22 protein-coding genes and 1 pseudogene are annotated in these 26467 nt (G+C 72.0%); 6 read left to right on the top strand and 17 right to left on the bottom strand.

Annotated features, from left to right (window positions below):
• Window positions 1–20: 20 nt before the first annotated feature.
• From ACN9MM_RS27895 to ACN9MM_RS27880, 4 genes are all read right to left on the bottom strand, one after another.
• A complete protein-coding gene (locus tag ACN9MM_RS27895; protein ID WP_426366413.1) occupies window positions 21–2465 on the bottom strand; it encodes a [protein-PII] uridylyltransferase in 2445 nt (814 codons plus the stop codon).
• A gap of 20 nt (window positions 2466–2485) precedes the next feature.
• Window positions 2486–2824: a P-II family nitrogen regulator gene (locus ACN9MM_RS27890; protein ID WP_015036464.1), complete on the bottom strand. Its 339-nt coding sequence runs from the start codon at window positions 2822–2824 to the stop codon at window positions 2486–2488.
• Window positions 2821–4167, bottom strand: a complete 1347-nt coding sequence (locus ACN9MM_RS27885) for an ammonium transporter (protein ID WP_382871636.1) — start codon at window positions 4165–4167, stop codon at window positions 2821–2823. The genes ACN9MM_RS27890 and ACN9MM_RS27885 overlap by 4 nt, the downstream gene beginning before the upstream one ends.
• Window positions 4168–4487: 320 nt before the next feature.
• Window positions 4488–5963 (bottom strand): hypothetical protein, encoded by a 1476-nt coding sequence (locus tag ACN9MM_RS27880; RefSeq protein WP_426366411.1) that lies wholly within the window; start codon window positions 5961–5963, stop codon window positions 4488–4490.
• Window positions 5964–6388: 425 nt separating this feature from the next.
• On the opposite strand from ACN9MM_RS27880, the gene ACN9MM_RS27875 reads away from it, so the two are divergent.
• On the top strand, window positions 6389–7042 hold the full coding sequence (locus tag ACN9MM_RS27875; protein ID WP_382871631.1) for a bifunctional DNA primase/polymerase: 654 nt from the start codon (window positions 6389–6391) through the stop codon (window positions 7040–7042).
• Window positions 7043–7108: 66 nt separating this feature from the next.
• Here ACN9MM_RS27875 and ftsY read toward each other — a convergent pair whose 3' ends face one another.
• Window positions 7109–8329 carry a signal recognition particle-docking protein FtsY gene (gene ftsY, locus ACN9MM_RS27870; protein ID WP_426366410.1) on the bottom strand — a complete coding sequence of 407 codons (1221 nt, stop codon included), beginning with the start codon at window positions 8327–8329 and terminating at the stop codon, window positions 7109–7111.
• 85 nt (window positions 8330–8414) lie between these two features.
• Between ftsY and ACN9MM_RS27865 the strand changes: the two genes are divergently transcribed.
• Both ACN9MM_RS27865 and ACN9MM_RS27860 read left to right on the top strand, forming a co-directional pair.
• Entirely contained in the window at window positions 8415–9875 is a 1461-nt protein-coding gene (locus ACN9MM_RS27865) for a cytosine permease (RefSeq protein ID WP_426366408.1), read from the top strand.
• A gap of 52 nt (window positions 9876–9927) precedes the next feature.
• Window positions 9928–10899 (top strand): LLM class flavin-dependent oxidoreductase, encoded by a 972-nt coding sequence (locus ACN9MM_RS27860; RefSeq protein ID WP_426366405.1) that lies wholly within the window; start codon window positions 9928–9930, stop codon window positions 10897–10899.
• Window positions 10900–11005: 106 nt separating this feature from the next.
• Here ACN9MM_RS27860 and ACN9MM_RS27855 read toward each other — a convergent pair whose 3' ends face one another.
• The 4 genes from ACN9MM_RS27855 to ACN9MM_RS27840 form a co-directional block, all read right to left on the bottom strand.
• Window positions 11006–12439 carry a sugar porter family MFS transporter gene (locus tag ACN9MM_RS27855; protein ID WP_426366404.1) on the bottom strand — a complete coding sequence of 478 codons (1434 nt, stop codon included), beginning with the start codon at window positions 12437–12439 and terminating at the stop codon, window positions 11006–11008.
• A gap of 181 nt (window positions 12440–12620) precedes the next feature.
• Window positions 12621–16154: a chromosome segregation protein SMC gene (gene smc / locus ACN9MM_RS27850; RefSeq protein ID WP_426366402.1), complete on the bottom strand. Its 3534-nt coding sequence runs from the start codon at window positions 16152–16154 to the stop codon at window positions 12621–12623.
• 233 nt (window positions 16155–16387) lie between these two features.
• Entirely contained in the window at window positions 16388–16606 is a 219-nt protein-coding gene (locus ACN9MM_RS27845) for a hypothetical protein (protein WP_359517204.1), read from the bottom strand.
• 389 nt (window positions 16607–16995) lie between these two features.
• Window positions 16996–17277 (bottom strand): acylphosphatase, encoded by a 282-nt coding sequence (locus tag ACN9MM_RS27840; protein ID WP_382865969.1) that lies wholly within the window; start codon window positions 17275–17277, stop codon window positions 16996–16998.
• A gap of 192 nt (window positions 17278–17469) precedes the next feature.
• Between ACN9MM_RS27840 and ACN9MM_RS27835 the strand changes: the two genes are divergently transcribed.
• Together ACN9MM_RS27835 and ACN9MM_RS27830 are read left to right on the top strand one after the other, a co-directional pair.
• Window positions 17470–18396, top strand: a complete 927-nt coding sequence (locus tag ACN9MM_RS27835; protein WP_426366401.1) for a CAP domain-containing protein — start codon at window positions 17470–17472, stop codon at window positions 18394–18396.
• A 127-nt stretch (window positions 18397–18523) separates the two neighbouring features.
• Window positions 18524–19720 (top strand): annotated as a pseudogene (locus ACN9MM_RS27830) (MFS transporter); the annotation flags it as partial.
• Window positions 19721–20095: 375 nt separating this feature from the next.
• On the opposite strand, the gene ACN9MM_RS27825 reads toward ACN9MM_RS27830, so the two are convergent.
• A complete protein-coding gene (locus ACN9MM_RS27825; protein ID WP_382865981.1) occupies window positions 20096–20680 on the bottom strand; it encodes a flavodoxin family protein in 585 nt (194 codons plus the stop codon).
• A gap of 122 nt (window positions 20681–20802) precedes the next feature.
• On the opposite strand from ACN9MM_RS27825, the gene ACN9MM_RS27820 reads away from it, so the two are divergent.
• The gene (locus tag ACN9MM_RS27820; RefSeq protein WP_426366400.1) at window positions 20803–21189 is read left to right on the top strand and encodes a winged helix-turn-helix transcriptional regulator; all 387 of its coding nucleotides are present in this window, start codon (window positions 20803–20805) and stop codon (window positions 21187–21189) included.
• A 107-nt stretch (window positions 21190–21296) separates the two neighbouring features.
• Here ACN9MM_RS27820 and mutM read toward each other — a convergent pair whose 3' ends face one another.
• The 7 genes from mutM to rsmD form a co-directional block, all read right to left on the bottom strand.
• Window positions 21297–22166, bottom strand: a complete 870-nt coding sequence (gene mutM / locus ACN9MM_RS27815) for a bifunctional DNA-formamidopyrimidine glycosylase/DNA-(apurinic or apyrimidinic site) lyase (protein WP_426366398.1) — start codon at window positions 22164–22166, stop codon at window positions 21297–21299.
• A gap of 187 nt (window positions 22167–22353) precedes the next feature.
• Window positions 22354–23142, bottom strand: a complete 789-nt coding sequence (gene rnc, locus ACN9MM_RS27810) for a ribonuclease III (RefSeq protein ID WP_426366396.1) — start codon at window positions 23140–23142, stop codon at window positions 22354–22356.
• A gap of 19 nt (window positions 23143–23161) precedes the next feature.
• Window positions 23162–23335 (bottom strand): 50S ribosomal protein L32, encoded by a 174-nt coding sequence (gene rpmF, locus ACN9MM_RS27805; RefSeq protein ID WP_015036448.1) that lies wholly within the window; start codon window positions 23333–23335, stop codon window positions 23162–23164.
• Window positions 23336–23337: 2 nt separating this feature from the next.
• Window positions 23338–23958 carry a YceD family protein gene (locus ACN9MM_RS27800; protein WP_426366394.1) on the bottom strand — a complete coding sequence of 207 codons (621 nt, stop codon included), beginning with the start codon at window positions 23956–23958 and terminating at the stop codon, window positions 23338–23340.
• Between the two features lie 171 nt (window positions 23959–24129).
• Window positions 24130–25188: an ATP synthase F0 subunit B gene (locus ACN9MM_RS27795; RefSeq protein ID WP_426366393.1), complete on the bottom strand. Its 1059-nt coding sequence runs from the start codon at window positions 25186–25188 to the stop codon at window positions 24130–24132.
• Between the two features lie 110 nt (window positions 25189–25298).
• The gene (coaD, locus tag ACN9MM_RS27790; protein ID WP_189806272.1) at window positions 25299–25778 is read right to left on the bottom strand and encodes a pantetheine-phosphate adenylyltransferase; all 480 of its coding nucleotides are present in this window, start codon (window positions 25776–25778) and stop codon (window positions 25299–25301) included.
• Between the two features lie 26 nt (window positions 25779–25804).
• Window positions 25805–26386 (bottom strand): 16S rRNA (guanine(966)-N(2))-methyltransferase RsmD, encoded by a 582-nt coding sequence (gene rsmD, locus ACN9MM_RS27785; RefSeq protein WP_426366392.1) that lies wholly within the window; start codon window positions 26384–26386, stop codon window positions 25805–25807.
• Window positions 26387–26467: the final 81 nt, after the last annotated feature.

Here is a 26467-nt window from a genome sequence, read left to right as displayed (position 1 = left end):
GTACGGGCCGGATCAGGCGGTCACCGCAGCGCCTCCTCCAGGGCGCGGGCCAGGTCGATCGCCTCCTCGTCGGGCAGGAGGGAGCCGTCCGGGCGGGTCACGTACAGGGTGTCGACGGCGTTGGCGCCCAGGGTGGAGACGTGCGCGCTCCGCACCCGTACGGCCGCGCCCTCCAGGGCCCGGCCGATGCGGTGCAGCAGGCCGGGGGCGTCCTGGGCGCGGACCTCGATGACGGTGGCGAGGCGGGAGTCCGCGGCGGCGACGGTGACCCGGGGCGGCGGGGCGGCGAGGCCCCGGCGGCGGGGGTAGGCGGCCTCGCGCTCGGCGAGCCGGGCGGGGATGTCGAGGGAGCCGTCCAGGGCGCGCACGAGGTCGGCGCGGAGCCGGGCGGCCTCGGGCAGGGAGCCGTACTCGGCGGCGACCCTCCAGTCGAGGACCAGGACCGAGCCGGAACCGAGGCCGCCGGGCAGGTCCACGGCGCGGAGGTCCGCGGCGCGGACGGTGAGCCGGTGGAGGGCGAGGACGCCCGCGACGGCGGGGAGGACCCCGGGCTGGTCGGGCAGGGCGATGAGGAGTTCGACGCCGACGGGCTCGGGTTCCTCCTCGTCGAGGGGCTGCTCGTCGCGGGTGTGGAGGGCGAGGACGGGTTCGCCGGTGCGCAGGGCCTCCATCGCGAGCCGTTCCTGCTCGGCGCTGGGCGCGGCGGCCTCGGGGTCGGGCAGGGGTGCGCCCGTGAGGACGCCGGCGACCCGTTTGACCAGGTCGGCGACGAGCGAGGCCCGCCAGGAGGACCAGGCGGCGGGGCCGGTGGCGAGGGCGTCGGCCTCGGTGAGGGCGTGCAGGAGCTCCAGGGTGCCGAGGCTGCCGACGGCGGCGGCGACGGACTGGACGGTGGCGGGGTCGTCGAGGTCGCGCCGGGTGGCGGTCTCGACGAGGAGCAGGTGGTGGCGGACGACGGTGGCGACGACGGCGGTGTCGGTGCGGTCGAAGCCGATGCGGGCGGCGAGGTCGCGGGCGATGGTCTCGCCGGCGACGGAGTGGTCGCCGGGCCAGCCCTTGCCGATGTCGTGGAGGAGGGCGGCGACGAGGAGGAGGTCGGGGCGGCCGACGCGGCGGGTGAGCGAGGAGGCCCGTACGGCGGTCTCGACGAGGTGCCGGTCGACGGTCCAGGTGTGGACGGGGTTGCGCTGGGGCCGGCAGCGGACGCGCTCCCAGTCGGGCAGGAGCCGTGTGACGAGTCCCTCGGCCTCCAGGGCCTCCCAGACGGGGACGGTGGCCTCGCCCGCGCCGAGGAGGGTGACGAGCTCCTCGCGGGCCTCGGCGGGCCAGGGCACGGGCAGGGGCCCGGCGGCGGCCGCGAGGCGGCGTACGGCGTGCAGGGAGAGCGGGAGCGCGGACTGGGCGGCCGCGGCGGCGGCCCGCAGCGGCAGGACGGGGTCGCGTTCCGGCCGGGCGCTGCGGGCGAGGACGGCCTCGCCGTCCATCTCGACGACGCCCTCGGCGAGCGGGGTCCGCTCGACGGGGGGTTTCGTGCCGCCGCGGCCGAGGAGGGTGCGCAGCCGCGGACGGACCGAGCGGGCCCTGAGGACGCGGTTGACCTCGCGCCAGGTGACGTCGGAGGCGTACGAGACCGTCCGGGCGGCCTCGTACACCTCGCGGAGCAGGGTGTCGGCGTCGAGGAGGCCGAGTTCGGCGGCGACGGCGTCCTGTTCCTGGAGGGCCAGCCGGTCGGTGGCGCGGCCGGTGGCGAGGTGGAGGGCGTCGCGGGCGTCGAGGAGGCGGCGGCGGGCGGTGTCGAGGCCCTCGCGGGGGGCGTCGGCGAGCCAGGACGCGGCGACGGCACGGAGGACCTGGGTGTCGCGGAGGCCGCCCCTGGCCTCCTTGAGGTCGGGTTCCAGGAGGTACTGCAGCTCCCCCGTGCGCTCGGCGCGTTCCCGGCAGAGCTCGTCGAGTTCGGGGAGCCGCCGGGGGGCCTGGTTGCGCCAGTCGGCGAGGACGGTGGTGCGCAGGGCGGCGACGAGGCCGTGGTCGCCGGCGAGGGGCCGGGCGTCGAGGAGGCCGAGGTGGGCCTTGAGGTCGTCGGCGGCGGTGGCGCGGGCCTCGGCGGGGGTGCGGACGGAGTGGTCGAGGGCGAGGCCGAGGTCCCAGACGGGGTACCAGATCCGGTCGGCGAGGGCCGCGACGGCGGCCTGGTCGGCGGTGCCGTCGTGGAGCAGGAGGAGGTCGAGGTCGCTGCGCGGGGAGAGTTCGCCGCGCCCGTAGCCGCCGACGGCGACGAGGGCGGTCCCGCGGGGCGGCGCGACGGCGGCGAAGAGGCCGGCCAGCCAGTCGTCGGTGAGCCGGGCCAGGGCGGCACGGCGCGGCGGCCCGGGCCGCTCCTTCTCCTGGAGGAGGAGCAGCCGGGCCGCCGCGTAACCGCCGGGTCCCGATTCTTCGGTCGTGTCGCTCGTGTCGAGGTTCGTCACCCGGCGGCTCCCATCCGTGCTTACAGTGCGTCCGGCCCGCGCTCGCCGGTGCGGACCCGTACGGCGGTCTCGACCGGCACGCTCCACACCTTGCCGTCTCCGATCTTGCCGGTCCGGGCGGCCTTCACGACGACGTCGATGAGCTGTTCGGCGTCCTCGTCCTCGACGAGGACCTCGATGCGGATCTTGGGGACCAGGTCGACGGTGTACTCGGCGCCCCGGTAGACCTCGGTGTGGCCGCGCTGGCGGCCGTAGCCGCTGGCCTCGGTGACGGTGAGTCCGTGGACGCCGAACGCCTGGAGGGCCTCCTTGATCTCGTCGAGCCGGTGCGGCTTCACGACCGCGGTGATGAGCTTCATGCGTCCACCTTCTTGTTCTCGCTCAGGGCGGGCGTGGCCACGGAGGTGGTGCGTCCCGTGATGCCGCCGCCGGCGCCGCTGAAGTCGTACGCGGTCTCGGCGTGCTCGACCTGGTCGATGCCGGAGACCTCGTCGTCCTCGCTGACCCGCATCCCCATCGTCCTGTCGATGATCAGGGCGAGGAGCGCGGAGGCGATCAGAGAGTAGGCGAGGACGGCGAAGACGCCCACGGCCTGCTTGCCGAGCTGCTCCAGGCCGCCGCCGTAGAAGAGGCCCTTGGCGTCGGACTGGACGCCGCCGGTGGCGAAGAGGCCGACGAGGAGGGAGCCGGCGACACCGCCGACGAGGTGGACGCCGACGACGTCGAGGGAGTCGTCGTAGCCGAACTTGTACTTGAGGCCGACGGCCATGGCGCAGAGGAGACCGGCGATGGCGCCGACGGCGATCGCGCCGAGCGGGCTGACGGCGCCGCCGGACGGGGTGATGGCGACGAGTCCGGCGACCGCGCCGGAGGCGGCGCCGAGGGTGGTGAAGGAGCCGTGGCGGATCTTCTCGTACGCGAGCCAGGCGAGCATGGCGGCGGCGGTGGCGACCTGGGTGTTGACGAACATCACGGCGCCGACGCCGTCGTCGTTGCCGAGCCAGGAGCCCGCGTTGAAGCCGAACCAGCCGAACCAGAGGAGACCGGCGCCGAGCATGACCAGCGGAAGGCTGTGCGGGCGCATCGGGTCCTTCTTGAAGCCGACGCGCTTGCCGATGACGAGGATCACGCCGAGGGCGGCGGCGCCCGCGTTGATGTGGACGGCGGTGCCGCCGGCGAAGTCGATGACGCCCATCTCGAAGAGCCAGCCGCCCGCGCCCCAGACCCAGTGGGCGACGGGGAAGTAGACGATCGTGACCCAGAGGGTGATGAAGAGGGCCCAGGCGGTGAACTTGACGCGGTCGGCGAGGGCGCCGCTGATGAGCGCGGGCGTGATGATCGCGAACATCAGCTGGAAGACGGCGAAGACGTACACCGGGATGGTGTAGCCGTCCCAGAGCTCGGTGATGCCGATGCCGCTGAGGCCGACGTAGTCGGAGGACCAGCCGATGAGCGAGCCCGAGTCGGTGCCGAAGGCGAGGCTGAAGCCGAAGACCACCCAGAGGATCGTGACGATCCCGAGGCTGATGAAGCTCATCATCAGCATGTTGAGGGTGGACTTGACGCGGACCATGCCTCCGTAGAAGAAGGCGAGCGCCGGGGTCATCAGCATGACCAGGGCGGAGCAGATGAGCATGAACCCGGTGTTGGCGGCAGACAGCTCGGGGGCGTCTGCTGCCAGGGTCGTGATGGCTGGTGCCATCGGCGTCTCCTCGTCGTCGAATGCGGCCTGTGCGGGGCGGGGCCGGGGAGCGTCCGGCCGTGAGGGGTGGCCGGTTATGCGCCAGAGATTCGCGCAGCGCGGTTTCCGCCGATGCCGCTCGATGTTTCGGCCCAGTGACGAAGGGGTCGGGCGTGTTACGCGACCGTGAACGGTCGTGTCGGTCCGGGGAGACGCCCGGGGAAACGGACCGGCCGCGCCGGGCGTCCGTGTGACCTTGCGGCGGGGGAGCCGAGTCGGGCTTTACGGGACGTCCGGCGCGGCCGGGGTCTGTGCGGGCTCGCGGGGTGCGAGCGGGGGGGTCAGACCGCCTCGGCGGCCTCGGGCAGGAGCTGGGTGAGCCGGTCGGTGAGCTGGACGACCTCGGCGACGTCGCTGTAGTTGCGGGCGGCGTGGTCGACGGTCTTGCGGAGCCGGGTGTTGACCCGCTCGGAGCGGATGCTGCGGGCGACCCCGAGTGCCTTCTCGGCGAGGACCACGGACTGCTCGGGCTCGCGCTTGAGGAGGTGCACGGTGGCCATGCCGATCAGGTTGAGCGCGTACGACCGCTGGTGGTCGGGGTCCTTCTCGAAGAGCTCGACGGCCCGCTCCATGACGGGCTCGGCGAGCGAGGCGTAGGTCGGGGACCGGCCCGCGACATAGGCGAGGTCGCGGTAGGAGTGGGAGTTCTCGCCGTTGAGCTCGGCCTCGGAGAAGAAGCCGATCCAGTCGGGCTCGGGCTCGCCGTCGAGGCCGACGTCGGCGAAGGTGTCCTCGGCCATCCGGACGGCCCGCTTGCACTTGGAGGGCTGCCCCATGTTGGCGTAGGCGCGGGCCTCCATCGCATACAGCATGGCCTGGGTGCGGGCGGTGGCGCAGTCCCGACTGCCGTACTGGGCGAGGTGGATGAGTTCGAGGGCGTCGTCGGGCCGGCCGAGGTGGATCATCTGGCGGCTCATGGACGAGAGGATGTACGAGCCGAGGGGCTTGTCGCCGGCCTCCTTGGCGGCGTGCAGGGCGAGCACGAAGTACTTCTGGGCCGTGGGCTGGAGGCCGACGTCGTAGCTCATCCAGCCGGCCAGTTCGGCGAGTTCGGCGGCGCAGGTGAAGAGGCGTTTGGCGGTGGCGGCGGGCTGGGACTCCTGGAGGAGGTCGGTGACCTCGTGGAGCTGGCCGACGACGGCCTTGCGGCGCAGTCCGCCGCCGCACTGGGCGTCCCACTTGCGGAACATGGCGGTGGTGGACTCCAGGAGGTCGAGCTCGATCTCGGAGAGTCGGTTCGGGCGGCGGGCGTCGACGAGGGGCTCGGGCCGCTCGATGTCGGCGACCGGGGTGGGCACGAGCCAGCGCTGCATCGGTTCGATGAGGGCGGGTCCGGCGGCGAGCGACAGGGAGGAGCCGAGGAAGCCCCGGCGGGCGAGCATGAGGTCGCTGCGGGAGAACTCGCTGAGCAGGGCGACCGTCTGCGGTCCCGCCCAGGGAAGGTCGACGCCGGAGACCGAGGGCGACTGGTGCGCGGTGCGCAGGCCGAGGTCCTCGACGGCGACGACGGAGCCGAAGCGCTCCGAGAAGAGCTCGGAGAGGATCCGCGGGATGGGCTCGCGGGGCTGCTCTCCGTCGAGCCAGCGCCGCACGCGCGAGGTGTCCGTGGAGATGTGGTGCGCGCCCATCTGGCGCGCACGGCGGTTCACCTGGCGTGCCAGTTCGCCCTTCGACCAGCCGCTGCGCACGAACCACGAGCCCAGCTGCTCGTTCGGGCGCTTGCCGGCAGTCGTACCGTCTGCGCCGTTGCCGCTCACTGGAACGCCCCCATCCACCTGAAAACCTGTCGTCCGAACCCCTATCAGAATGCCGTGTCTCGGGGCACCCGTCCGGCGTTCGCACTCCTTCGAGCTGGAAACCGGGTTGCCTCCGGCATACCCACGCGTGCACGGCGGTCCCGGGTTCGAGTACCGAAAGTAACCCTACGATCACCCCTCCACGAGGGCGATTCAAGAAACGCCACCATTCGCCACCCCTTCGAATGAACTCACCTGGCGTGGAACGCGATTCACTTGACATGCGACGAACCGGAGTCGGCGGACGGAAGCGCGGAGAGGCGCGTGTCCCGGCCCGCACCACCCCTTCCACGACCGTGCGCCACATTCCGTGACGGACCGTGACGAAGGGTGACGGCGGTGCTCCGGGTCGTAACCACCGGCGCGCTCGACCCGTTGGAGGGGGCATGGGTTTCACGATCGGCGGCATTCGTGAGATGCGGTCCGGCGCACGCCGCCGCGTACGCACCACGGAGTGCACAGCGGTGGCCGAGTACACGGGACTGTGGGGCTGGGACGTCGTCCCCGGCGCGCGTGCCGTCTCCGGCCAGTGCTCCTGCGGGGACCGGGCGTGCGCGGCCCCGGGCGCCCACCCCCTCTCCTTCGCGGAACCGGTCCCGGCGGGCGCCGGCCTGGACGACGCCACCAAGGCCTGGTCCGAGTACCCCGGCGCGACGCTGCTCCTCCCGGTCGGCCGGGCCTTCGACGTGATCGAGGTCGCCGAGGCGGCGGGCCGGCGGGCGCTGGTGCGCCTGGAGCGCATGGGGCTGCCGCTCGGCCCGGTGTGCGCGACCCCGACCGGCCGGGCGCGGTTCTTCGTGGCCCCGGGCGCGGCGGCCGAGCTGCCGCAGCTGCTGTACCGGATGGGCTGGGACGACGCCGATCTGGACCTGCACTGTCTGGGTCCCGGCTCCCACGTCACCGCTCCCCCGTCGGACCTGGGCGGGCACGGGCCGGTGCGCTGGCTGCGGCCGCCGACGCTGGACACGGCGGGCGCGCCGCCGCAGGCCCGGCTGCTGCTCGGCACCCTGGCGTACATCTGCCACCGGACGCACTTCTGAGTCCTGGTACGAGGAAGGGCCCCCGCCACGTCGTGGCGGGGGCCCTTCCTCGTGCCGTACGGGGTGTCAGTCGCCGATGAGGGCGTCGACGAAGGCGCCCGGCTCGAAGGGCGCCAGGTCGTCCGGGCCCTCACCGAGACCGACCAGCTTGACCGGGACGCCCAGCTCGCGCTGGACGGCGACGACGATGCCGCCCTTGGCGGTGCCGTCGAGCTTGGTCAGCACGATGCCGGTGATGTCGACGACCTCGGCGAAGACGCGGGCCTGGATCAGGCCGTTCTGGCCGGTGGTGGCGTCGAGGACGAGGAGGATCTCGTCGAGCGGGCCGTGCTTCTCGACGACGCGCTTGACCTTGCCGAGCTCGTCCATGAGGCCGGTCTTGGTGTGGAGCCGGCCGGCGGTGTCGATGAGGACGACATCGGCCTTCTCGGCGATGCCCTCCTTGACCGCGTCGAAGGCGATCGACGCCGGGTCGCCGCCCTCCGGTCCGCGCACGGTGCGGGCGCCGACGCGCTCGCCCCAGGTCTGGAGCTGGTCGGCGGCGGCGGCGCGGAAGGTGTCGGCGGCGCCGAGGACGACGGACTTGCCGTCGGCGACCAGGACACGGGCCAGCTTGCCCGTGGTGGTGGTCTTGCCGGTGCCGTTGACGCCGACGACCATGACCACGCCCGGAGTGTCCTCGGGGCTCTCGGTCTTCACCGAGCGGTCGAAGTCGCCGAGCAGGGCGACGAGCTCCTCGTGGAGCAGGCCGCGCAGCTCGTCGGGGGTGCGGGTGCCGAGCACCTTGACGCGCTCGCGCAGCCGGTCGACGAGCTCCTGGGTGGGGGCGACACCGACGTCGGCCGTGAGAAGCGTCTCCTCGATCTCCTCCCAGGTGTCCTCGTCGAGGTGCTCGCGGGACAGGAGCGTGAGCAGCCCCTTGCCGAGCGAGTTCTGGGAGCGGGCGAGGCGGGCCCGGAGCCGCACGAGGCGGCCGGCCGTGGGCTCGGGGACCTCGATCTCGGGAGCGGCGGGCTCCTCGACGGCGGGTTCCTCGACGGCGACCGGGACCTCGGGGGCCGCCTCGGCGGGGAGTTCGACCTCCTCGACCGTGCGGCGTGGTTCCTCCCGCGGTGTCTCCGCCTCCTCGCCGACGTGCGGTTCGGCGGGCGGAGCGGTGATGGTCGGCGTGGTGGACGGCGGCTCGGCCGGCGGCAGCTGCTTCTTCTTGCGACCGCTGATCACGAGCCCGCTCGTCACGGCGACCGCGACGACCAGAGCGATGACTACAGCAAGGATGAGTTCCATAACCCGACCAGTATCGGCCACGAGGGGGCCGTTGGAGGAGCACGTACGCTGGGTGGGTCCCCCCACATCTGTACGGAGTACCCCCATGCCCCACGACGCCTCCGAAGCCGCAGGCGCGACGCACGACGGTGCCATGGAGACCCGCGGTCTCGAACCCGTCCCCGACGCCGAGCGGACCGGCCGGGTCCGCGAGCTCTTCCCGACCTGGGTCGCGGCGAACATCAGTGTGCTGCTGCTCACGATGGGCGCGGGCCTGATCGTCTTCAACGGCCTGAACTTCTGGCAGGTCCTGACCGTGGCGATCGCCGCGCCGGTCCTGTCGTACGGGATCGTCGGCCTGATCTCGATCGCGGGGAAGCGGGGCGGCGCGCCCGGCATGGCGCTGTCGCGGGCCGTGTTCGGTCAGCGCGGAAACCTCTTTCCCGGTGCGCTGATCTGGGTGGCCCGCTGGGGCTGGGAGACCATCAACGCGGTCACCGGCGCGTACGCGGTGCTGACCGTCCTCGATCTGCTCTTCGGCGTGAAGTCGAACACGCTCCTCATCGTCGTGACGCTTGCGCTCTTCGTGACCTGCACGTTCCTGGTCTCGGGCCTCGGCATCAACGCCCTGCGGGTGTGCAGCAAGTGGTCGACGTACCTCTTCGGCGCCTTCTCCGTGCTCGTCCTGGTCTACCTGGTGGCGAACACCGACTGGTCGGCGGTCTTCGACAAGCCTGCCGGTTCGACGGCGATGATGGTCGCGGGCATCGGCACGATCGCGGCCGGCGGCATCAGCTGGGTGCCCTCGGGGCCCGACTTCACCCGCTACCTGCCGCGTACGGCCTCGTCGCGGGCGATGGTCGGGTCCACGATCGGCGGCGCCGGGATCGTGGTGCTGCCCATGGTGCTGATGGGTGCCGTGATGGCGGTGTCGACGCCGGACCTGGCCTCGGCACAGGACCCGGTCTCCTTCATCGGCGAGCTGCTGCCCCTGTGGATCTCGGTGCCGTACCTGGTGATCGCCCTGATCGGGATGCTGCTGATCAACTCGATGTCGATGTACTCGGCCGGGTTCACGGCGCAGACCCTGGGCATCAAGGTGTCCCGGGCGGCGGCGGTGAGCGTGAACGCCGTGATCAGCCTGGTCTTCGGGTTCCTCCTGATGGTCGTGGCGACCAGCTTCATCGGCTCGTTCATCTCCTTCCTGACCCTGCTCGCGGTGGCGTTCTCGGCGTGGATCGGGGTCTTCGGCGTGGACATGCTGCGCCGGAGGTCGTACGACGCGAAGGCGCTGATGGACACCACCCGGACCAGCGCCTACTGGTACCGGGGCGGTTTCGCCTGGCAGGCGATGACGGCGTGGGCCGTGGCGCTGCTCGCGGGGCTGCTGTTCACGAAGGTGGACTGGTTCTCCGGTCCGCTCGCCTCGTCCTGGATCGGTGAGAACGGTCTGGGCTGGGCGGCGACGATCGTGGTCGCGGGCGCGCTGTACGCGGTGCTGCCGCGCACTCCCGCGCGGGTTCCGACCGAGCCGGCCGCCGAGGTCCGCGAGACCGTTTCCATCTGACGCTCCGTCAGCTACTGTCCCCCTTCCGCGCACCAGCGAAGGGGGACTTCCCATGCCGTTCAGCGTCGTACGGTTCAACCTCGTCGATCCGCAGGCGACCCCGGAGTCCCTCTCGGAGCGCTACCGGGCCGCGCTCGCCATGGCCGCGTACGCCGACGGGCACGGGGTCGACACCGTGCAGACCGAGGAACACCACGGGGTCGAGAACAACTGGCTCCCCTCCCCCTTCGCCTTCGCCGGCGCGGTCTTCGGCGCGACCCGCAGGATCGCGGTCACGGTCTCGGCGATCATCGGCCCGCTGCACGATCCGCTGCGCCTGGCCGAGGACATCGCGGTCCTGGACCTGCTGAGCGGGGGCCGGCTCGTGACGGTGGCCGGGATCGGCTACCGCCCGGAGGAGTACGAGGAGCGCGGGGTCGACTGGGGACGGCGGGGCAAGCTCCAGGACCTGCTCCTGGAGACCCTGCTCACGGCCTGGACCGGGGAGCCGTTCACCTACCAGGGCCGTACGGTACGGGTCACCCCGCGTCCCTTCACCCGGCCGCATCCGATGCTCCTGGTCGGCGGCTCCTCGCGGGCGGCGGCACGGCGGGCGGCCCGGCTCGGGCTGCCGTTCTTCCCCAGCGCGCACCTGCCGGAGCTGGAGACGTACTACCGGGAGCGGTGCGCGGAGTACGGCACGGAGGGCTGGACGATGATGCCGGCGGAGGAGACCCCGCTGCTGCACGTGTCGGAGGATCCGGACCGGACCTGGGCGGAGCACGGGGAGCACTTCCTGCACGAGGCGCGGACGTACGCCTCCTGGCAGTCGAAGGACATCCGCTCGGCGGTGCGTTCCGCGGCGACGACGGTGGCGGAGCTGCGGGCGGAGGGCGTCTACCGGGTCGTCACCCCGGAGGAGTGCCTGGCGCTCGGCCTGGAGAGCCTGGTGCTGCACCCGCTGTGCGGCGGGATGCCGGTGGAGGAGGGGTGGCGGAGTCTGCGGTTGTTCTGCGACCGCGTACTGCCCGGACTCCCGGCCTGAGAACGGCGTCCCGCCCCGGCACTCGGCCCGGAGACGGCGTACCGCCCCGGCCGGAGGCGTGGGGCCTCGGCCGGGGCGGTCGTCGTGAGGAGAGGGGCAGCGGGGATTAGCCCATCTCCTCCAACGCCTTGCCCTTCGTCTCCTTGACGTACCGGAGCACGAAGGGGATCGAGAGCACGGCGAAGACCGCGTAGATGACATAGGTGCCGGAGAGGTTCCAGTCCGCGAGGGACGGGAAGCTGGCGGTGATGGCCCAGTTGGCGATCCACTGGGCGGAGGCGGCGACGCCGAGGGCCGCGGCGCGGATCCGGTTGGGGAACATCTCGCCGAGGAAGACCCAGACGACCACGCCCCACGAGAGGGCGAAGAAGAGCACGAAGACGTGGGCGGCGACGAGGGCCACCACGCCCTGGGTCTCCGGCAGCTTGCCGTCGACGAGGTCGGCGGAGAAGGCCCAGGCCTCGAAGGCGAGGGCGATCGCCATGCCGACGGAGCCGACGAGGGCGAGCGGCTTGCGGCCGACCCGGTCGACCAGGACCATCGCGATCACGGTGCCGATGATGTTGATGATCGACGTGGTGAACGAGTAGAAGAACGAGCTGGACGGGTCGATGCCGACGGACTGCCAGAGGGTCGCGGAGTAGTAGAAGGCGACGTTGATGCCGACGAGCTGCTGGAAGACCGAGAGTCCGATGCCGACCCAGACGATGGGCAGCAGCTTGAACCTGCTTCCGGCGGTGAGCAGGTCCTTGAAGGTGGACTTGTGCTCGCTGCGCATGGCGCGGTCGATCTCGGCGACGCGGTGGTCGAGGTCGACGCCCTTGCCCTCGACCTCGGCCAGGACCTCCTTGGCCCGGTCGGTCTTCCCGACGGAGATGAGGAAGCGGGGCGACTCGGGGATCGCGAAGGACAGCATGCCGTAGAGGAGCGCGGGCACGACCATCACGCCGAGCATCCACTGCCAGGCCTCCAGGCCGCCGATCTCGCCGCGCTGGTCGCCGTCGGCGAGCTGGAGGATCCCGTAGTTGACGAGCTGCGAGATGGCGATGCCGATGACGATCGCGGCCTGCTGGAAGGAGCCGAGGCGGCCGCGGTAGGCGGCGGGGGCGACCTCGGCGATGTACGCGGGGCCGATGACGGAGGCCATGCCGATGGCGAAGCCGCCGATGATCCGCCAGAGGGCGAGGTCCCAGAGGGCGAAGGGCAGCGCGGAGCCGACGGCGCTGACGGCGAAGAGCACCGCGGAGATCTGCATGCAGCGGATGCGGCCGATGCGGTCGGCGATCCGGCCGGCGGTGGCGGCGCCGATGGCGCAGCCGATCAGGGCGATGGCGATGACCTGCGCGAGGGTGCCGGAGCCGATGTCGTAGCGGTCGCGGATCGCCTCGACGGCGCCGTTGATGACGGAGCTGTCGTATCCGAAGAGGAAGCCGCCCATCGCGGCGGAGGCCGTGATGAAGATGACGTGGCCGAGGTGGTCCGGGTGAGCGGCTCGGCCTTCGGAAGGCGGCGGCGTGGGCGCCTGCGCAGTGCTGGTCACATGGACTCCTCGGTGGGGGGCGAGCCCTTCCAGTGGCGCACAACTTCACGCCGCCCACCACGTGAAGGTAAAAGCAACGTTGCAGAGACTATGCCTTCAAGTTTCTAAGTCAATAGTCGATGTCGTGTGACTTTATAAGTGACACGAGGGCGCTTGAGTTCAATAGTTGAACGATGGGGCCTCAGCGCAGTCGCTGGCTGATCACCTTGGAGACGCCGTCGCCCTGCATGGAGACGCCGTACAGCGCGTCCGCGACCTCCATCGTCCGCTTCTGGTGCGTGATCACGATCAGCTGCGAGGACTCCTGGAGCTCCCGCATGATCCGGATCAGCCGCTGGAGGTTGGTGTCGTCGAGTGCCGCCTCGACCTCGTCCATCACGTAGAACGGGCTGGGCCTGGCCTTGAAGATCGAGACCAGCAGCGCCACGGCGGTGAGGGAGCGCTCCCCTCCGGAGAGCAGCGAGAGCCGCTTGACCTTCTTGCCCGGCGGGCGGGCCTCCACCTCGACGCCGGTGGTGAGCATGTTGTCCGGGTCGGTGAGGACGAGCCGGCCCTCGCCGCCGGGGAAGAGCCGGGAGAAGACCCCCTCGAACTCGCGGGCGGTGTCCCGGTACGCCTCGGTGAAGACCTGCTCGACGCGCAGGTCGACCTCCTTCACGACCTGAAGCAGGTCCGTGCGGGTCTTCTTGAGGTCCTCCAGCTGCTCCGAGAGGAACCGGTGCCGCTCCTCCAGGGCCGCGAACTCCTCCAGGGCCAGCGGATTGACCTTGCCGAGCTGGTGGTACGCCCGTTCGGCGGCCTTCAACCGCTTCTCCTGCTCCGAACGGACGAACGGCCGCGGGCGAACCCCGGACGCCTCCTCCGGGTCCCCCTCCACCGCGGGCGACGGGGGCACGGGCTGGTCAGGGCCGTACTCGGCGACCAGGGCGGTCGCCTCCACGCCGAACTCCTCCAGCGCCTTCGCCTCCAGCTGCTCGATCCGCAGCCGCTTCTCGGCGCCGAGCACCTCGCCCCGGTGCACCGAGTCCGTGAGCTTGTCGAGTTCGGCCTTGAGGTCCCGGCCCCGGGACCGGGCGACCGTCAGGCCCTTCTCCCGGTCGGCCCGCGCCGCCTCGGCCACCACCCGCTCCCGCTCGGCGCGGACCAGGGAGACCTCGACATGGGCCAGGAGGGTGCGGGCACCGGCGGCGACCGCGCCCGCGACCCGCTCCTCGTGGCGCAGCCGGGCCCGGCGCTGCTCGGCACGCGCGCGTGCCTCCCGTTCGGCGCGGGCGGCCCGGTCGAGCGAGTCGGCCCGTCCGGCGAGGCCCTTGACCCGCTCCTCGTGGGTACGGACCTGGAGCCGCGCCTCCATCTCGGTCTGGCGCGCGTGGGAACCGTCGATCGCGAGCCGGTCGCGCGTGGAGGTGTCGGGCTCGTCCTCGGCCGGCATCTCCTCGGCCACGAGGAGCCGTTCGGTCAGCTCCTCGGCCTCGGCGGTGGCCTTCTCCAGGGCGTCCTGCGCGCGGGCGGCGGCCGCCGCCGTCCGCTCGGCCTCACCCGCCGCTCCCCTGGCCTGCCCGGCGAGCCGGCCGAGCCGCTGGGCGACGGCGGACCTCTCGCGTTCGCCGGCCCGGCGGCGGGTGTCGAGCTCCTCGACGAGCGCCCCCGCGGTGCGGCGCCGCTCGACCGCCTCGTCCCGCGCCGCGGACGACTCCTCGCACAGTACGGCCAGTTCGTCGAGCTCGGCGGCGGCCTCGGCGACCGAGGCCTGGACTTCGAGGAGGCTGGGCGCGCCCGCGGAGCCGCCCTGCGCGAAGTGCGCCCCGAGCAGGTCGCCCTCGGCGGTGACGGCGGTCAGCGCCGGCCGGGTCCTGACCAGATCGGCGGCCTCGTCGAGGTCGGCCACGACCACGATTCCCGTGAGCAGGCGGCGGACGGCGCCCAGGAGTTCGGCGGGGCCCCGGACGAGGTCGGCCGCGTACGGGTGCGCCTCGGGCGCCGCCGGGGGCTGCGGCTCTGGGGCTCCGGTGAGGATCAGGGAGGCCCGGCCCGCGTCCTGCTTGCGCAGGTGCCGCAGGGCTTCGGCGGCGGCCGAGGGGCCGTCGGCGGCGAGCGCGTCGGCGGCGGCGCCGAGGGCGGCGGCGACGGGGATCTCGTACCCCGGGGTGACGGTGAGGAGTTCGGCCGCGGGGCCGAGAAGTCCGGTGAGCCCGGCGGAGAGCAGCGCGCCCGTGCCGTCCTTGCGGCGCAGCCCGAGGGCGAGGGCGTCGTGCCGGGCCCGGGTCGCGGCGCGGCGGCGCTCGGCGTCGGCGGCGGCCTCGCGGGCGGCGCCCAGGGCGGCCTCCGCGTCGGCGAGTTCACGGCGGGCGGCCTCGTACCGCTCGCTCTGCTCGGCGTCCTCCGCGTCGAGGCCGTCGACCTCGGCCCTGAGCTGCTCGTACTCCTCCTGGGCGGCGGCCGACCGCTCGGCGGCCTCGTCGCGGGCGGCGGCGAGCCGGTCGATCTCGGCCTGGGCGGAGGCGGCGCGGGAGCGGGCCGCGTTCACCTGGCCGTGGAGCCGGGCGAGGCCCTCGCGCCGGTCGGCGATCGCGCGGGCCAGGTCCTTGAGGCGGCGTTCCTCGGCCGCGAGGGTCCGTTCCAGGTCGGCGCGGTGGACGACGGTGTCCTCCAGGGCGCGCTCGGCGGCCTCCAGGGCGGCTTCGAGCTCCGCCTCCTGTTCGCGGACGCGGGCCGCCTCCCGCTCCAGGTCCTCCGGGTCGCGGCCGCGCCGTTCCTCGGCGGGTGCGGTGGTGGCGCTCTTCACGCGCGCGTCGGCCAGGGAGACGGTGCCCCGCACGCGTTCGGCGAGTTGGGAGAGGGCGTACCAGTTCTGCTGGGCGCGCTCCAGGCGGGGCACCAGCGAGCGGGCCTCCGCTTCGAGCTCGGCCTCCTCGGCGAGGGCGGCGCGGAGCTCGGCCTCGGTGGCCTCCTTGCGGGCGAGCAGCGCCGCCTCGTCGGCGACCTCGGCCGTGAGCGCCGCCTGGAGCCGGACGAGGTCGTCGGCGAGGAGGCGGAGCCGCGCGTCGCGCAGGTCGGCCTGGATGACGACGGCGCGGCGGGCGACGGCCGCCTGCCGGCCCAGGGGCTTGAGCTGGCGGCGGAGTTCGTCGGTGAGGTCCTGCACGCGCGCGAGGTTGGCCTGCATCGCGTCCAGCTTCCGCAGCGCCTTCTCTTTCCGCTTGCGGTGCTTGAGGACTCCGGCGGCCTCCTCGATGAAGGCGCGGCGGCCCATCGGGTCGGCGTGCAGCACGGAGTCGAGCTGTCCCTGTCCGACGATGACGTGCATCTCGCGGCCGATGCCGGAGTCGGAGAGCAGGTCCTGGAAGTCGAGGAGGCGGCAGGTGTCGCCGTTGATCTGGTACTCGCTGCTGCCGCCGCGGAACATGATCCGGGTGAGGGTGACCTCGGCGTAGTCGATGGGGAGGGCGCCGTCGGAGTTGTCGATGGTCAGCGAGACCTCCGCGCGCCCGAGCGGGGGGCGCCCGGTCGTGCCGGCGAAGATGACGTCCTCCATCTTGCCGCCGCGCAGCGACTTGGCGCCCTGCTCGCCCATCACCCAGGACAGGGCGTCCACGACGTTGGACTTGCCCGACCCGTTGGGCCCCACGACACAGGTGATTCCGGGTTCGAACCGCAGCGTGGTGGCCGAGGCGAACGACTTGAATCCGCGGAGCGTCAGGGCCTTGAGGTGCACCCCGGGGACTCTACCGGGGTGCGCGCGTTTCACCCGCGACGGCGTGGGGCAGATCCTCGGATGAGGAGGGGTGGTACGCGGGGGAAACAGCGGGTGAAAGAGAGAAGGGACGCCGAGGCGCCCCTTGCAGGTCCAGCTGCCGTGCGCGTGCGTCGATCCGCACGATCAGCTGTGTGGGTGTCCGGCTGCGCCGACTGAGAATGCTTTCCACCTGGCCCCTGGGGGCTGGGTTGTCAGGTGAGCGCAGGCTCTGCCTGGGGTACGTCGAGGTCGATGCTGTTCAGCAGCGACTCTCCCTGGTGATGAGCGGCGGCAGCGGCGAGCGTGTCGTTCTCGGACTGGATCCGTACCAGCTCGGATTCGAGGTCCTGGACGCGCTGCTGAAGCCGTCGCATCTCGGCGAGGAGTCGCGGGTCGGAGCCGCCGACGTAACCGAGAAGCGCCTTTGCCATGATGGATGGTCCTCCACAATGAGTGACCGACCGAAGCGGTGTGGGTCGTGAGGGATTCGCACCCGCGGTGCTCGGCAGTACTGCTTGTCGTGCCGGTTCCACTGCCAAACAGCTAAGGTGCGCGGGGATTCCAGCGTCTCACCAAAAAGTTTGACGGTCAACACGATCACGCCCCGTTTGAAGGGCTACCGAGGAGTCCACGGCCGCTCAGCGGGCGGCGGGGCCTTCGAACTCGGTGCCTCGGGGGCGTCGCGATCATCCTTACGGGGCAGCCTCGCACGCTCGGCGTCCGTTGGCAACCATCAGGCGGTTCGCTGGTCACGCCCCTGTTACCGCGTGTCCGCCCGGTGCCCCTCTCGGTCACCGGGCGGAGTGTCGGAGCGTGATCGTCAGCGGATGGCGAAGCCGTCGTAACCACCGCGCGGGGTGTCCCAGATCTCAGTGACACCGTCCACGCGTCCGGGTGTGTCGTCGGACCGGAGCCAGTCGAGGAGACGGTGGCAATTCTCACGCGGCCCCTCGGCCACCACCTGCACCCGGCCGTCGTCGAGGTTGAGGGCGAAGCCCACCAGGCCGCCGATCTCCAAGGCGTTTGCCCTGGTGAACCAGCGGAAGCCCACTCCCTGTACCCGGCCGCGCACCCAGGCGGTCATCCGTACGTCGTCACTCATGGCTGCACGCTAACGGGCGGATTGCCAGATGAGCACATCGCCCCCGCTTCTCATGGACTACAGTCCCGACCGAACACGCCTCACCCGTTCGGACGCGCACCGTTCGACTGCCGATCCGGAACGGTACCGACAGCAAAGATCAGCAAAGTCCGGCAAAGATCCAGCGAAGACCAGCAGAGGAAGGCAGAGCAGATGGGACGCCACCGTCGCTCCGGCGCCGCACCCGCCGCAGAAGACTATGCGGCCGGTTCGGACCGCCCTCACAAGGGTGCCCGCCGCCGCCGGCCCGTGCGCAACGGCCTGCTCGGCGCCTCGGCGGCCGTCGCGGTCGGCGCCGTCGCCGTCGCCTCGGGTCTGCTCCCCGGCGGGGACACGTTCACCGTCGGCAGTGCCGGTACGAGCGAGCAGCAGGTCCAGACCCGGCAGGCCCCGGAGCTGACGACGCAGGGCGGATCCACCCGCACTCCGGCCTTCACGGGCACGGAGGCGAGCGCGGGGAACACCCGGACCACGCCCTCGGCGACCCCGTCCGCCAAGCCCAAGCCCAAGCCGAAGCCGAAGGCCACTCCGTCGGAGAAGCCGAAGCCGAAGCCCACCCCGACGAGGTCGAAGACGCCCGCGGTGAAGCCCGCTCCGGCCAGGACCTCGGCCGCGCCCACGACGAAGGCGCCCGCGCCGAAGCCGGACCCGACCACCGCCGCGCCGACCGAGAAGGCCCGGGTCACCTCCACCGCCGACCGGGGCGAGGCCGCCGAGGCCGAGGTCATCCGCCTGGTGAACACCGAACGCGCCAAGGTGGGCTGCAGCCCGGTCCGCTCGGACGCGAAGCTGTCGGCCCTGGCCGGCGCGTTCAGCGCGGACATGGCCGCCCGCGGCTTCTTCGACCACACGGACCCGGACGGCGACACCCCGTGGGTCCGGGCGGAACAGGCGGGCGTCACCGGCATGGGCGGCGAGAACATCGCCCGCGGCCAGGTGGACGCGGCGGCGGTGATGGCGTCCTGGATGAACAGCGACGGCCACCGCGCCAACATCCTGAACTGCGACTTCACCACCCTGGGCGTGGGCGTCGTCTTCGGCGACGGCGGCCCGTGGTGGACCCAGGACTTCGGCTACTGAGTCTCCGGCGGGGCACCCGCCTCGTGAAGTGGGCCGTCCCGGGCCGTGATCGGCGCCGGGGCGGCCCCTCTCGTTTCCCGGCCACGGCCGAGCTGCGGGGTGCCGCAGCGCGTGTGAACCTGCCCCTGTGAACGTCCAGGAACATGGTGCTGCACCCAAGGACCCCGGCACGTCCGCTCCGGTCGCCGTGCTCATCGCGACGTGCGTCTCGACCCTGGTCGTCAACGCGAACACCTCGGCGGTGAGCATCCTGCTCCCGGCGATCAGCGAGGACACCGGCACCTCGCTGGACACCCTGCAGTGGGCCGTCACCGGGTACTCGCTGGTGGGAGCGGCGGTGATCGTCACCTCGGGGGCCCTCGGCGACGTGTTCGGACGGCGGCTGGTCTTCCTGGGGGGCCTGGCGCTGTTCATCGTCTCGTGCGTACTCATCGCGCTCTCCGACAGCGGCGCCGGGGTGATCGCCGGCCGGGCGATCCAGGGCGCTTCGGGCGCGACGATCCTGGCCTGCGGAATGAGCCTGCTGTCCGTGGCCACCTCGGGGGAAGGGCAGGTCCGGGCGGTGACGCTGTGGGGCGGCGCGTCGGCGGTGGGCGCCGCGGCCGGGCCATTGGTCGGTGGCGTGCTGGTCGACGGCACGGGCTGGCAGGGCCTCTTCTGGATCGACGCGGGCCTTGCGCTCGCCTGTGTGCCGGTCACGCTGAAGGGCATCGCCGAGTCCCGTGATCCGGAGCGCAGTCGCTCGATCGACTTCGCGGGTACCGCACTGATCGCCGCCATCCTCGCCCCGGCCCTCCTCGCCCTCAGCGAGGGGGCGAACTGGGGCTGGACGTCGGCCGCGGTGCTGGGCTGCTTCGCGGTGGCGGCGGTGGCGTGCGTGGCGTTCGTCGCGGTGGAGCGGCGGGTCCAGGCCCCCTTGGTCGACCTGCGGCTCCTGAAGGACCGCGTACTGATCGGGGCGACGGTCGGGATCCTGCTGAGCGCGGGCGTCATCAACGGTCTGATGTATCTGGTCAGTCTCTACTTCCAGAACCCCGCCACCCTCGCGCTGAGCCCGTTCGAGGCGGGCCTGGCGACGCTGCCGGCGACCGTGGGCCTGATCGCGGTCACGCCGCTCGTCCCCCGGATGGTCCAACTGCTGGGCATCGGACCCGTGATCGCCCTCGGCTTCGCGGCGGCGACGGCCGGCTGCCTGCTGCTGTTCTTCGTCCAGGGCGACTGGCGGTACGCGGCGTTCGTCCTGCCGCTCGTGCTCCTGGCCGCGGGTCTGGGGCTCGTCAACGGCCCGGCGAGTTCGGCGTCCACCTCGTCGGTGTCCGCCGCCGATGTCGGCGCGGCGTCGGGCATTTCGAACATGGCGCGGTACATCGGTGCCGCGGCGTTCACGGCGGCCGTGGCGACGGTCAACGCCACGGTGGGAGCGTCGCGGCAGGCGGAAGGGGACGGGGCGGCGGACGCTCTGGCGGCGGGCCTGTCCAGCGCGTGTCTGCTGCTCGCGATCGCGTCCGGGGTGGGCATGCTGCTGTCGGTCCTGGCCGTTCGGGCCCGCCGGCGCCGGGCCGGGCCGGGCCGGGTGCCTACGGTGCGGCCGCGGCGTCGCACGCGCACACCGTCCACGTCGAGAGCCGGTGACCGTGTGAACGCCCGAGGGCCCCGTCACCTGCGCGGTGACGGGGCCCTCGGGCGTGACGCGCGGGGGTCAGACGGCGGCCTTGCCGGCGGCGAAGGTGCGGGCCGTGGCGGCGACTCGGCGGCCGAGGTGTTCGGCGGTGGCGACGTCGGCCTTGTGGACGCCCTCGGGGCCCTGGTCCGTGTGGGTCTGGGCGCCGGCGCCGGAGAAGAAGCCGAGGCGGTTGAGGTCGTTCTCGGAGGCCTCGCTGCTGTTCCAGCCGGGCTTCAGGCCCAGGTTGACCCAGGTCATGCCGTGCTGGCCGGCGAGGGTCTGGAAGAACTGGAGGGTGTGCAGCTTGTCGCCGCTCTTGGAGCCGGAGTTGGTGAAGCCCGCGGCGAGCTTGTCCAGCCAGGCGTCGGTGAACCAGCGCTTCGAGGTGGCCTCGGCGAACTGGTGGAAGGCGCCGGAGGCGGTGCCCATGTAGGTCGGCGAGCCGAAGACGATCGCGTCGGAGGCGTCGAGCAGCTCCCACTCGGCGTCGGTGATGCCGTCGACCTTGATCAGGTGGACGGTGGCGCCCGCGTCGGCGGCGCCGTCACGGACGGCCTCGGCCAGGACCGCGGTGTGGCCGTAGCCGGAGTGGTAGGCGATGGAGACGACGGGCGTGGTCACGAGAACTCCTCGAAGAGGTGTGCAGGGGTATGACCAGAAGTAGAGCACTAACTTTTGGAAAGCGCAAGCGACTGGATAGCGCACACCTGGTCGTAAGCGCTGTGCGGGAGTACGGTGGACCCATGACTGACGACCTCGCCTACGACGTGTTCGCGCGCGCGTGTCCCTCGCGCGGCACACTGGAGCACGTGACGGGCCGCTGGGGCAGCCTCACCCTGGGCGCCCTGCACGAAGGGACGTTCCGCTTCAACGAGCTGCGGCGCCGGGTCGACGGCGTGAGCGAGAAGATGCTGTCGCAGACCCTGCACGCCCTGGAGCGCGACGGCCTGGTCCATCGCGAGGCCCAGCCCACGAACCCGCCGCGGGTCGACTACCGGCTCACCCCGCTCGGCCGCGAGATCGCGGAGCGGCTGATCGGTCTGATCGAGCTGGTGGAGGGGCGGATGCCCCAGGTGGAGGCCGCCCGCGAGAGTTACGACGCGGAGCGCGCGACCCCCGTCACGACCTGAGAACCGCGACCCCCGTCACGACCTGAGAACCGCGGCCCCCCTCACGGCCTGAGAGCCGCCACCCCCCTCACGGCCTGAAGGCCGCCGTCCCTCTCCGTGCCCAGCGCTCAGGCGGTGGTGCGCGGCGGGCGCTGGCAGCGCGGGCAGAAGTAGCTGGACCGGTTCATCCAGGCCCGTCGCCGCATCGGCGTGCCGCAACGGCGGCAGGGCTCGTCCTCGCGTCCGTACGCGTCGAGCGAGCGGTCGAAGTAGCCGGACTCGCCGTTGACGTTCACGTACAGGCTGTCGAAGCTGGTGCCGCCGGCGTCGAGCGCCGCGTTCATCACGTCCCGGACGTGGGCGAGCAGCTCGGCCGAACGCGGCCGGGTCAGGGTGGCGGTCGGCCGGTCGTAGTGCAGCTTCGAGCGCCAGAGCGCCTCGTCCGCGTAGATGTTCCCGACGCCGCTGATCAGCGACTGGTCGAGCAGCGCCCGCTTGATCGTCGTACGGCGCAGTCGCAGCGCGCTCTGGAAGGCGGCGTCGTCGAACGCCGGGTCCAGCGGGTCGCGGGCGATGTGCGCGATGACGTCCGGGAGCCCGTCGGTGCCGTCCGGGGCCTGGTCGTGGAGCGAGAGGCCACCGAAGGTGCGCTGGTCGACGAAGCGCAGCTCGGTGCCGGCGGAGTCGTCGAAGCGGACACGGATCCTGAGGTGCTTCTCGTCCGGGGCGCCCTCCGGCTGTACGAGCAGCTGGCCGCTCATGCCGAGGTGCCCCAGCACCGAGGTCCCGGTCTCCGCCAGCGGCACCCACAGGTACTTGCCGCGCCGCCGCGCCACCTCGAAGCGCTGCCCCTTCAGCCGGGCCGCGAAGTCTTCGCCGCCCGCCGGGTGGCGCCGTACGGCCCTGGGGTGCAGCACCTCGACCTCGGTCACGGTCCGTCCGGCGACCCAGCGCTCCAGTCCGCGCCGTACGACCTCGACCTCGGGCAGCTCGGGCACGGGACTCCTCCGGAGGGGTACGGGGTGGTGGTCCCGGGGTTTTCCGCTCCTGGTCCACCGGGCAGGCCCGGCCAGCCTACCGCCCGGTGCCGGCCCGCCCCGCTCCCCGGAAACGGCTCCGCCCGCCCCTGGCTGGGGCGGGCGGGAAGGCTCCGCTGAAGGAGTGCGGCAGTACGCGGGGTCGCGGTCAGGCGGTGGCCGCCGGAGCGGCCCCGTCCTTCCGGGCCGGCTCGTCGGCGTCGGCCGCGGCCTTCGCCGCCGCCGCGCGCTCGTCCGCGGCCGCGCGGATCGCGCGCCACGCGGATTCCGCCGCCTGCTGTTCCGCTTCCTTCTTGCTGCGGCCGGTGCCGGTGCCGTACGAGACACCACCGACGCGGGCGGCAGCAGTAAAGGTCTTCTCGTGGTCCGGACCCTCTTCGGAGACGAGGTACTCCGGGACACCCAGCCCCTCGGCCGCGGTGAGTTCCTGGAGACTGGTCTTCCAGTCCAGGCCGGCACCGAGGTTCGAGGACTTCTCGATCAGCGGGTCGAAGAGCCGGTGCACCAGCTCGGACGCCGCGTCGAGGCCCTGGTCGAGATAGACCGCGCCGATCACCGCTTCAAGGGTGTCGGCGAGGATGGACGCCTTGTCCCGGCCGCCCGTGCCCTCTTCGCCCCGGCCGAGCCGGATGAAGGAGCCGAGTTCGAGGCCGCGGCCGACCTCCGCCAGTGCACGCGAGTTGACCACCGCGGCCCGCAGTTTGGCCAGCTGGCCTTCCGGCAGGTCGGGGTGGGTGCGGTACAGCGTGTCCGTGACCACCAGGCCGAGCACGGAGTCCCCGAGGAACTCCAGTCGCTCGTTGGTGGGCAGACCGCCGTTCTCGTACGCGTACGAGCGGTGGGTCAGCGCACGCACCAGAAGGGCGGACTCGAGCTGATACCCGAGCCGCCCTTCCAGAAGCGTGTGGGACGAGGCTGCGCTGATGTTCTCAGACATCGTGCCTCTCACCAGCCACTCAGACCGAGAGGACCTGGCGCTTGTTGTAGGTGCCGCAGCTCGGGCACGCGATGTGCTGCAGCTTCGGCTCCTGGCAACGCTCACACGAAACCAGGGTGGGGACCGCAGCCTTCCACTGCGACCGGCGGTGGCGCGTGTTGCTGCGCGACATCTTCCGCTTCGGAACAGCCACGGCTACTTCTCCTGCTTCTCGGCGGCGCTTCGGACGTCCCCGTCAGAGGCTTTGCCGCTCATGTTGTCCTTCTCATCGGTTCCCAGCGAACCGGCGAGTCCCTGCAGTGCCGCCCAACGAGCGTCGACGGCGTCATGGTGGTGGTCGGGGTTCTCGTTCAGGTTGGTTCCACACTCGGAACACAGACCCGCACAGTCCTCCCGGCACACCGGCTGCATCGGCAGTGCGAGCACCACCGCATCACGCAGCACGGGTTCGAGGTCGAACATGCCGTCCTCGAGGGGGATCATGTCCTCGTCTGCCTCGGCTTCGTCGTCCGCGGCCGCCCTGGAGCGGCCCCGGTCGTCGGAGTCGGGGTACGAGAACATCTCCTGGAAGTCCACGTCGAGCTCCAGCTCGACGGGCTCCAGACACCTTACGCACTCCCCCTCGGCCGATGCACGGGCGGTGCCTGTGACAAGCACCCCTTCCATGACCGACTCAAGACGGAGATCGATTTCCACCGGAGCGCCCTCGGGCACTCCGATCACTCCTTCGACGCCCAGGTCCCGGGGGGCCTCGATCGAACGGGAGATCCTCTGGAGGGCACCAGGACGCCGCCCCAGCTCGTGCGTGTCGAACACGAGGGGGTTGCGGTGGTCGAGGCGCGTGCTCAGGGCTCTTCCTGCTTTCGGATCGTTCTGCTGCGTGGAGGAGGCTGCCAGCCGTGGGCAGCAAGGATCGCGGACGTAGCGCGACCGAAGAGCCAGGATACTGGACGCTTCGCTCAGGGCCCAATCCGGGCCCCGTGCCCCTTACTGTCCCTGTTCGTACCGGCGCAACTGCTCCAGGTCGATCATGCTCGTGTCGAAGAAGCTGGTCTCGTCGAGCGCGGCGGCCTGCTGCGGCTGATGGGACTGGTGGGGCTGGGCGTGGACCTGGCCCCGGGGGTCGTACTGCTGCTGCTCGTAGCCGTACTGCCCCTGGTACGCGTAGGGGTCCTGCTGCTGGTAACCGTAGGCGTCCTGCTGCTGGTACGCATAGGCGGGGTCCTGCTGGGGCTGCTGGGGGTAGCCGTACGGGTCGGGCTGCTGCGCCGGGATCTGCGGGGCCTGCGGGGCCTGCGGGGCCTGCGCCGGCGCGAGGTCGGAGAGCTCCGCGAGCCCGGCGAGGTAGTCGGCGTCACTGGTGTGCACCGTGCCGCCCAGACCGTCCTGCGCGGCCATGTGCTCACCGAGGGCGTCGGTGGCGATCCGGCCGTGCAGCTTCTGCCGGCCCCGGCCGACGGCCTCCAGGGTCTTGCTGAGGACGGCCTCGAAGGCGCCCAGCTTGGCGTCCACGTACTCGTCGGCCCGCTGGATCAGGGTCTGCGGGTCGGCGCTGTACTCGGGGGCGTCCGCGTCGGCGTAGCCGTCCTGGTCGAGGCCCGGGCCGCGGCCGAGGAGCTTCTCGCGCCCGCGGTCGACGGAGCCGATGGTCTTGTTGAGGACGACCTCGAAGTTGGCGAGCTTGGAGTCGACGTAGTCGTCGGCCTCGGCCTTGACCTCCTCGGCCTCGCGGCGGGCCTCGGAGAGGATCCGGTCGGCCTCGTCCTGCGACTCGCGGGCGACCTGGGTGTCGGAGACGATCGAGCCCCGCTCGGCGTGGGCGGCCTCGATGATCCGCTCGGCCTCCTGGCGGGCCTGCTCCACCATCTGCTCGCGGCCGCCGATCAGCTCCTGGGCCTGCGCGAGGGAGCCGGGCAGGGCCTCTCGCACCTCTTCGAGCAAGGCGAGCAGATCGGCGCGGTTGACCACGCAGGACGCCGACATGGGCATGGAGCGGGCGCCCTGCACGGTCGCGACGATCTCGTCGAGCTTCTTCTGCACGTCCACCTGGTGCTCGCCACTCTCTACAGCTGGATGGAGACGGACGGGACGACTGTAAGGGCAGTCGGCGCCCGTCCGACACCAGGTGACGGAGCGTCAGCGGCGGTGGCCGCGCGTCACTTCTGCGCGAGCCGCTCGGTGAGCCGGCCGAGGACCAGCGGCGGGACGAGGTGCGAGACGTCGCCGCCCCAGGCCGCCACCTCCTTGACCAGGGAGGAGGAGAGGAAGCTGTAGGTCGGGTTGGTGGGGACGAACAGGGTCTCCACGCCCGAGAGGCCGTTGTTCATCTGGGCCATCTGCAGCTCGTAGTCGAAGTCGCTGACGGCGCGCAGGCCCTTGACGATCGCGGGGATGTCGCGCTGCTTGCAGAAGTCGACGAGGAGGCCGTGGAAGGACTCCACCTCGACGTTGCCGAAGTCGGCGGTGACCTCACGGATCAGCTCGATCCGCTCGTCGACCGTGAACAGGCCCTTCTTCGACTGGTTGATCATCACCGCGACGTGCACGACGTCGTACAGCTTGGACGCGCGGGCGATGATGTCGAGGTGTCCGTTGGTGATGGGGTCGAATGACCCCGGACAGACGGCGCGGCGCAACTTGGGTCCCTCGCTCTCCGGTCCGGTCATCGTGCGTCTTCGCACGTAGAGGCGGCGCGACCGTACCAAAACGTTCCCTCGCCGTAGCGACGGGACCGCAGGGCCTCGAATCCGGCCGGCCAGCCGAACTCCCCGCCTCGGGTGCTGCGCTCCACGGTGACGAGGGCATCCTCGCTCAGCCAGCCCCCGGAGCGCAGTGTGAGGAGAATCTCGCGGAGTTCGTCGTCCCCGACGGCGTAGGGCGGGTCGAGGAAGACGAGGTCGTACGGATCGGCCGGGGCCGGACCCGTGACGATCTGCTCGGCCTTTCCGGTGCGGAGTTCGGCGCCGGGCAGACCGATCGACCGGACGTTGTCCCGGATCGTCTTCGCGGCGCGGGGCTCGGCCTCGACGAGGAGGGCGTGGACGGCTCCCCGGGACAGCGCCTCCAGTCCGACCGCGCCGGAGCCCGCGTACAGGTCGGCGACCCGGGCGCCGGCCAGGCCGTGGAACGCCTCCCAGGTGGAGAAGAGGCCCTCCCGCGCCCGGTCGGAGGTGGGGCGGGTGCCGTTGCCGGGGGGCACGGCCAGGCGCCGTCCGCCGGCGGTACCGGCGATCACGCGGGTCATCGGTGTCCTCGTCCTGCGTCGTCCAATGCGTAGGTCCCAGGATATGGCCGCGGGCCGGACCCCCGGCCCGTTCCCAGGACG

The organism is Streptomyces sp. E-08 (assembly GCF_049913095.1).
Taxonomy (GTDB): Bacteria; Actinomycetota; Actinomycetes; order Streptomycetales; family Streptomycetaceae; genus Streptomyces.
Note: the sequence above shows the minus strand (reverse complement) of the source record. Positions and strands in the feature narration are given on the sequence as shown.

Coding starts and splice junctions, on each gene's coding strand:
- ACN9MM_RS27890 (WP_015036464.1), bottom strand. CDS start 2,824: ATGAAGCTCATCACCGCGGTCGTGAAGCCGCACCGGCTCGACGAGATC.
- ACN9MM_RS27885 (WP_382871636.1), bottom strand. CDS start 4,167: ATGGCACCAGCCATCACGACCCTGGCAGCAGACGCCCCCGAGCTGTCT.
- ACN9MM_RS27875 (WP_382871631.1), top strand. CDS start 6,389: ATGGGTTTCACGATCGGCGGCATTCGTGAGATGCGGTCCGGCGCACGC.
- ftsY (WP_426366410.1), bottom strand. CDS start 8,329: ATGGAACTCATCCTTGCTGTAGTCATCGCTCTGGTCGTCGCGGTCGCC.
- ACN9MM_RS27865 (WP_426366408.1), top strand. CDS start 8,415: ATGCCCCACGACGCCTCCGAAGCCGCAGGCGCGACGCACGACGGTGCC.
- ACN9MM_RS27860 (WP_426366405.1), top strand. CDS start 9,928: ATGCCGTTCAGCGTCGTACGGTTCAACCTCGTCGATCCGCAGGCGACC.
- ACN9MM_RS27845 (WP_359517204.1), bottom strand. CDS start 16,606: ATGGCAAAGGCGCTTCTCGGTTACGTCGGCGGCTCCGACCCGCGACTC.
- ACN9MM_RS27840 (WP_382865969.1), bottom strand. CDS start 17,277: ATGAGTGACGACGTACGGATGACCGCCTGGGTGCGCGGCCGGGTACAG.
- ACN9MM_RS27835 (WP_426366401.1), top strand. CDS start 17,470: ATGGGACGCCACCGTCGCTCCGGCGCCGCACCCGCCGCAGAAGACTAT.
- ACN9MM_RS27820 (WP_426366400.1), top strand. CDS start 20,803: ATGACTGACGACCTCGCCTACGACGTGTTCGCGCGCGCGTGTCCCTCG.
- rnc (WP_426366396.1), bottom strand. CDS start 23,142: ATGTCTGAGAACATCAGCGCAGCCTCGTCCCACACGCTTCTGGAAGGG.
- rsmD (WP_426366392.1), bottom strand. CDS start 26,386: ATGACCCGCGTGATCGCCGGTACCGCCGGCGGACGGCGCCTGGCCGTG.